This window comes from Duganella levis (genome assembly GCF_009857605.1).
Taxonomy (GTDB): domain Bacteria; phylum Pseudomonadota; class Gammaproteobacteria; order Burkholderiales; family Burkholderiaceae_D; genus Rugamonas; species Rugamonas levis.
In genome coordinates, this window is sequence record NZ_WWCT01000034.1 from 35,640 (window position 1) to 41,929 (window position 6,290).

The 6,290-nt window shown below is 61.5% G+C and carries 6 protein-coding genes; 4 read left to right on the top strand and 2 right to left on the bottom strand.

Annotation, left to right across the window (positions count from 1 at the left end; translation table 11 throughout):
• Positions 1 to 8 precede the first annotated feature (8 nt).
• The 4 genes from GTP69_RS28110 (at position 9) to GTP69_RS28125 (ending at position 1,562) form a co-directional block, all read left to right on the top strand.
• Positions 9 to 362, top strand: a complete 354-nt coding sequence (locus tag GTP69_RS28110) for an Imm10 family immunity protein (protein WP_161057972.1) — start codon at positions 9 to 11, stop codon at positions 360 to 362.
• Entirely contained in the window at positions 359 to 661 is a 303-nt protein-coding gene (locus GTP69_RS28115) for a DUF5076 domain-containing protein (protein WP_161057973.1), read from the top strand. Before GTP69_RS28110 ends, GTP69_RS28115 begins: the two co-directional genes overlap by 4 nt.
• An 86-nt stretch (positions 662 to 747) precedes the next feature.
• Complete coding sequence (locus tag GTP69_RS28120; protein WP_161057974.1) at positions 748 to 936, top strand: DUF1737 domain-containing protein; 189 nt, start codon at positions 748 to 750, stop codon at positions 934 to 936.
• A gap of 83 nt (positions 937 to 1,019) precedes the next feature.
• Positions 1,020 to 1,562 carry a hypothetical protein gene (locus GTP69_RS28125; RefSeq protein ID WP_161057975.1) on the top strand — a complete coding sequence of 181 codons (543 nt, stop codon included), beginning with the start codon at positions 1,020 to 1,022 and terminating at the stop codon, positions 1,560 to 1,562.
• Between the two features lie 175 nt (positions 1,563 to 1,737).
• On the opposite strand, the gene GTP69_RS28130 is transcribed toward GTP69_RS28125, so the two are convergent.
• Positions 1,738 to 2,664 carry a diguanylate cyclase domain-containing protein gene (locus tag GTP69_RS28130; protein WP_161057976.1) on the bottom strand — a complete coding sequence of 309 codons (927 nt, stop codon included), beginning with the start codon at positions 2,662 to 2,664 and terminating at the stop codon, positions 1,738 to 1,740.
• Positions 2,661 to 6,290 (bottom strand): response regulator (locus GTP69_RS28135; RefSeq protein ID WP_161057977.1); only part of this gene is annotated, 3,630 nt, incomplete at its 5' end. The genes GTP69_RS28135 and GTP69_RS28130, both read right to left, overlap by 4 nt.

The following is a 6,290-nucleotide window of genomic DNA, read 5'->3' on the forward strand; positions in this document are numbered from 1 at the left end:
CAGAAAAAATGAATTTCGAACTTATCGCGAAATCTGTTTCGCTTCATGAAGAAGACGGAACTTTTGTGTTTGCATTTAGTGACGACGAACCGGGTGGCATCCGTTACCTCATGCTACAACATGCGCTTCCTCAAGAGCAAGATATCCAGCTCGGACTAGGCGGCTTATACATCGAGCGCGACGACCAAAAGAACGGCTGCTATCACGGAGTACACGCAATAAAACGTATTGATGATCATATCGAAATCGACTTAACCGAACATGGCATGCAGAAATTGGGTGTCGATAAGATCATTATTACACCTACACCCTGGACTCCGGTAATTGACCAAGGTTTGTCACGTCTTATGGACTTTGTATGAATGAACGCCCAATTCCTCCCGCAGCGCGAAGAGACATCGATGCTGTCGAAATGCTGCGTGTCTGGGTCGCAGAGAAGCAGTTGCACTGTTCGCTAAAGATTGGCATGTACAGAGATGGTATGGGCATTGATGAGGAATTAGCTTGGGGCACAATACTCGCAGACGCTGCCAGGCATATATCGAGAGCTCTGCACCCTGAAGATGCAAAAGCGGAAGCGGCTGCTTTACAAAAAATTCTCCACAGCTTTAACGGCGAGGTCGCTGAACCTACCTCAGATGCTAAAGGTGGATTTGTATAGTCGGCTGCACTCGAACACACTGCGCAGCCTTAACCATTTGGCCTCTACCGGCCAGAAGCAGCCGCTTCAACAAGCGAAAGGAAACGATGAAAGTACCACCAGACGATTTGCCGGTCTATCGAGTGTTAACGGGCCCTGACGATGCAAAATTTTGCCGGCGTGTTAGCGAGGCGCTCGCGCTAGGCTATGTGCTTTATGGCTCGCCATCGGTGGCGTTTAATGGGGAAAACGTTATCGTAGCTCAAGCTGTGGTCTGGCCTTCAATTGACACTTAGTCGGCTTCATTTATTGGTCTTTTTTTCTTTCGACAATTTTTCATTCTAAAATAATGCGCTTATTAGCACTAAACTCGACACCAATGACTAAGCTCTCGTATCTCTCCCTGATTGTGATGTCGTTTCTCGTAAGTACCGCATTTCACCAAGCTCATGCTAACGATGATTTTGGCATTGAGGACGAAAACCTGTTTGCAGTGCCGCCGGCAGTAGCGACGGTTTTGCGTGCTTATGTCAGACAAACAGACTACAAAGACTGCGCGCAAGGTGAGTTCATTGGGATTGCCGTGGACTTGCAAGGAAGCGGTCGTAAATTGGATTGGATTGCAAAGACAGCCAATGGGTGTGCTTGGGGTGTCGCGACTGCAAAAATCTGGATACTCAAAAACGAAAAAGGACGCTATCGAGTTGTGTTAGACATTGGTGGTCAAGCTGTAATTTTATCGAATTCAATGACACACGGACTTCGAGATATCACTATGCCTAGTGGTACAGCAGGGCACTATTCAGACACGCTTCTGAAGTTCGATGGCTCCAGTTATAAAATATTCAAGTCATGCTCAATTGATTTACAGAATCCCGAAGTAATCAAAAAGCATCCAGATAGTCAGTGCCACATAAAATAGCTGACGTCGTATATGCCGGCCCAGGTGGCCCACGCGATTCAATGGTGGCGCTTTCCATACCCACGGCACTGGTACGTACTTTGTGCCGTTCACTTCCTTTTGAGCCGGTGTCCTTTTCACTGGTTGAGACTGGTTGGCACTACTCGCTCAGCAGGACACAGGTAGTGCGTTCGCGCTAACTATCCAAACTGATGCAATACCGATTCCGCCCCGACTGCTTGGCGCGGTAGAGGTTGTTGTCGGCGATGCGGATCAGGGGGCTGGGGTCGTTGCCTTCCAGCGGTGGCGTCGCCGTGGCCAGGCCCATGCTCAGGGTCAGCACCGATGCGGTCGGCGAGGCGGAGTGGGGAATGGCTAGCTTGCGCACTTCTTCCTGGATGCGATTGGCTACCACTTCGGTGCCGTCGGCGGCTTCCTGGGGCAGCAGCAGGATGAATTCCTCGCCGCCGTAGCGCGCCAGCATGTCCTGCGGGCGGCTGGCGCAGCGTTTCATGGCGGCGCTGACTTGCTGCAGGCAGGCGTCGCCGGCCTGGTGGCCGTAGTGATCGTTGTACAGCTTGAAGTGGTCGACGTCGATCATGATCACCGACAGCGGCAGGCCGGCGCGCGCGCAGCGGCGCCATTCGGCATCGACGGTGTCGTTGAAGTTGCGGCGGTTGGCGACGCCGGTCAGGCCATCGGTCATGCTCAGCTCGCGCATGGCGTCGGCCTGGCGCTTGATGGTCAGCTGGCTGCGCACGCGCGCCCGCACCACGGCGACGTTGAACGGTTTGCTGATGAAGTCGACCGCGCCGGCTTCCAGCGCCCGCGTTTCGTCTTCCGGCTGGCTTAGCGCGGTGACGAAGATCACCGGAATATCTTGCAGCCGCGGCGAGCTGCGCAGCGCGGCCACTACCGCATAGCCGTCCATACCCGGCATCACGGCATCCAGCAGGATCAGGTCCGGCTGCTGGTCGTGGGCAATTTGCAGCGCCTGTTCGCCATCCAGCGCAAACAGCACTTCATGTTCTTCGCGCAGCGCATGGTGCAGGATCTGGATGTTTTCCATGGCATCGTCGACCACGAGAATGCGCCCGTTCCGGGCCAGGTCGGTCCACGTCATGCACTTTCCTTTCGCTGCAACATGTCTTCCACCATCTGGCGTGCGGCCTTGAAGTTGAGGGTTTCCACTGCTTCGCTCAAGGCTTGCGCCAGGCTGGCCGATGCCAGCGCCGGTCGCAACGCCCTGAAATGTTCTAATGCTTTCAGATTGTTATTCTGAAGCAATCCTTGCAACTCCGCCAGCTTTTGCACTAGGTCAGAAGGCTGAGTGTTGCTTGTAGGAATAGCATGCTGGGGCGAGGCCAGCGTGCGGGCGGTGCGGGCGACCAGCTCCAGCGCCTGTTCCAGCCGGTTGAGCGCGCTCGGCACGGCCAGCGAATCGGCTGTGACGTCGTGCAGCACGGCTTCGGCGCTGGCGCTCAGGCGGGCGACGTCCGACGCGCCCAGATTGGCGGCCACGCCGCGCAGGCGGTGCAGCACCTGCGCTGCCTGCTGGCGCTGGTTGGCGGACAGCAGTTGCCGCACTTCGCTGACGGCGCCGCCTTGCGATTGTTCGAAGCGCTTGAGCAGGCCGGTCAGCGCTTCATAGTTGCCGCCTAGCCGGCCCAGCGCGGCGTCGACGTCGATGCCGGGCAGCGGCGACAGCGGCGGCATCAGCGACGCCGTCGGGATGGCGGGGGGCGCCTTGGCCGGCACGGTCGCCACCATGTCGCGCGAGGCATCGCGGATGGTGACCAGCCGGGTCAGCACCGAGATCAGTTCCTCGACGTCGATCGGCTTGGCGACGTGGGCGTTCATGCCGGCTTCGGCGGCGCGGCGGCGGTCGTCTTCCAGCACGTTGGCGGTCATGGCGATGATCGGCAAGGTCAGCAGGCCTTGGCGGCGGATGGCGCGGGTGGCGTCGTAGCCGTTCATGACCGGCATCTGCACGTCCATCAGCACCACGTCGTAGCGATCGGCGGCGGCAGCCAGCCGTTCGACTGCCAACTGGCCGTTGGCCGCCACTTCCACCGTGGCGCCGGCATGCAGCAGCATGTATTCCGCCACTTCCTGGTTGATTTCGTTGTCTTCCACCAGCAGGATGCGCATGCCGTTCAGGCGATCCTTGAGCGGCGTGTGTTCCAGCTGGGCCATGAGACCGGAGGTGGCCTGGTCGCCGGCCAGCAGGCCGCTGACCCGTTCCAGCAACCGCCCCGGGCTGACCGGCTTGGACAGCACGCCGGCCAGCCCCAGCGCGGCCGATTGCTGGACCAGCGTGGCGGCGCGGTGTTCCGAAGTCATCATCAGCACCGGCGGCAGCACCAGGTCGGGCGGCAGCTGTTGCAGCAGCGCCGGACCGTCGGTGCCGGGCATGTCCTGGTCCAGCAGCAGCAGGTCGTACGGACGCGAGGCGCGCGCGCGTTCGATCAGCAACGTTTGCGCCTGGTCGGCGCCGGTGGCGCAGGCGGTGTGCCAGCCGAAGCTGCGGCCGGCGTCGTACAGCGCCTTGCGCACGCTGGCGTTGTCGTCGACGATCAGCACCGACAGCGTGGCGGTGGTATCGGGCGGCGCGGCGGCGGTCAGCGGGGCGATGGATTCGATCGGGCAGGCGAACAGGAATTCGGCGCCATGCCCCGGCGCGCTGGTGACGCTGATGGCGCCGCCCATCATGTCGGCCAACTGGCGGCAGATTGCCAGGCCGAGCCCGGCGCCGCCGAATTTGCGGCTGGTGCTGCTGTCGGCCTGCGAGAAGGCGTCGAAGATGCCGGCTTGCTGTTCGGGGGCGATGCCGATGCCGGTGTCGCGCACTATGAATTCGACCAGCAGCGCACGGTCGCCAGGCCGGGCCGAACCGGGCGCCGGCCGCACCGTCAGCACCACTTCGCCGTGGGCGGTGAATTTGATGGCGTTGCTGATCAGGTTGAGCAGCACCTGCTGCAAGCGCATCGGGTCGCCGGCCAGGTCGGTCGGCATGGCCGGATCGATGTCGTACACCAGCTCGATGCCCTTGTCGCTGGCGCTGCCGCTGAGCATGACGCTGATGCTGTCGAGCACGTGCTGCAAATGGAAGTGGGCATGCTCCAGCACCAGCTGGCCGGCTTCGACGCGCGAGAAGTCGAGCACGTCGTTGACCAGGCTGAGCAGCGATTGCGTGGCGAACTGGATCTTGTGCAGGTAGCCGCGTTCGCGCGGCGCCAGCGGCGCTTCCTCCAGCAACCGCGCCAGGCCGATGATGGCGTTCATCGGGGTGCGGATTTCGTGGCTCATATTGGCCAGGAATTCACTCTTGGCGCGGCTGGCTGCTTCGGCGCGGTCGCGCGCCAGGATCAGCTCTTCGTTCACTTCCTGCAGGTGCAATTCTGTTTCCTTTAATGCGGTGACATCGGAGACTAGCACAAAGAAACCCTTTACAGCTCCGGAATCGTCCTTATCCGGGATGTAATTGACCCAGGTATGGCTGGTGCCGCCCGACGGCCAGCGCAGTTTGCCGGCAAAGCCCTGCGATTCGCCGCCCAGCGCGGCCTGCACATAGGCCGCGTCGTCGGCATAGGCGGCGGCGCCGACCACCTCCGGCATGTGCGCGCCGAGCATCTCTTCGCTGCTGCGGCCATGCCATTCGAGGAAGTAGCGGTTGGCGAAGCGGCAGCACAATGCGGCGTCCCAGTAGGCCACCATGCCGGGCAGGTTATCGGTCACGGTGCGGACGAAGTGCTCGCTGGCGGCCAGCCGCTCGGCGGTGGCGCGCAGCACTTCCTTGGCCTGCTTGCGGTCGGTGATGTCGAGCGAGATGCCCAGCACGTGGGTGGCGACGCCGTGCTCGTCGCGCAGCGCTACCTTGCGGGTGGTCAGGTACAGCGGGCCGTCGGGTGTGGCCAGCGGCTCTTCGGCGATTTCGGCGACGGTGCCGGGCGCGCTGTTGAGCACGCGCAGGTCGTCCAGCTTGAACTGGTCGGCCTGCGCGGCCGGGACGAAGTCGTAATCGTTCTTGCCGATCAGCTGCTCGTTGCTGTGGCCCAGCATGCGGGCGCCGTGGCGGTTGAACATGGCGTAGCTCAAGTCTTCGGCACGTTTCAGGAAGATCATGGCCGGGATGTTTTCCACCACCGAGCTGAGCAGCCGGCGCGAGCTGTGCAATTCGCTTTCGACCCGCTTGTAGTCGGTCTCGTCCAGCACCAGCGAGGTGATGCCGATGATTTTGCCGCCGGGACCAAATTGCGGGTAGTAGCTCATCACCCAGTGGCGCAGTTCGTCCGGTGAGGCCACGGTGTGGCCGGCGCGGCGCAGGCTGGTCAGCGGCTTGCCGGTTTCCAGCACAGTGCGGTAGTCGCCCAGCATGGCGGCGCGCAGCGCCAGGTCGGGGATCACCTCGCCGATGTGACGGCCCAGGTGGGCCACCACTTTTTGCTCGCTGAGCGCGGCCAGGTATTCGTTGATGCGGACGATGCGCAGTTCGTTGTCCACATAGCTCAGGCCGACAGGGGCGGTGGCGTACAGGGTTTCCAGCTGGGCGCGGTTGCGTTCGAGCTGGCTGGTGCGTTCGGCCACGAGGCTTTCCAGTTCGTGATTGTGGCGCCGCAAGTCGCCTTCCAGCGCATGCAGCGCCTGCGCCACCATTTCCGCCTCGCGGAAGGCGGTGGCCGGCATGGCGAACGGCCGGCCGCTGGCCAGCGCCTGGGCCGGCGCCACCAGCTCGCGCACCGAGCGGGC

Excerpts from the sequence above, each read along its gene's own strand:
- GTP69_RS28125 (WP_161057975.1), top strand. The coding sequence starts at position 1,020 with ATGACTAAGCTCTCGTATCTCTCCCTGATTGTGATGTCGTTTCTCGTA.
- GTP69_RS28130 (WP_161057976.1), bottom strand. The coding sequence starts at position 2,664 with ATGACGTGGACCGACCTGGCCCGGAACGGGCGCATTCTCGTGGTCGAC.
- GTP69_RS28110 (WP_161057972.1), top strand. The coding sequence starts at position 9 with ATGAATTTCGAACTTATCGCGAAATCTGTTTCGCTTCATGAAGAAGAC.
- GTP69_RS28120 (WP_161057974.1), top strand. The coding sequence starts at position 748 with ATGAAAGTACCACCAGACGATTTGCCGGTCTATCGAGTGTTAACGGGC.
- GTP69_RS28115 (WP_161057973.1), top strand. The coding sequence starts at position 359 with ATGAATGAACGCCCAATTCCTCCCGCAGCGCGAAGAGACATCGATGCT.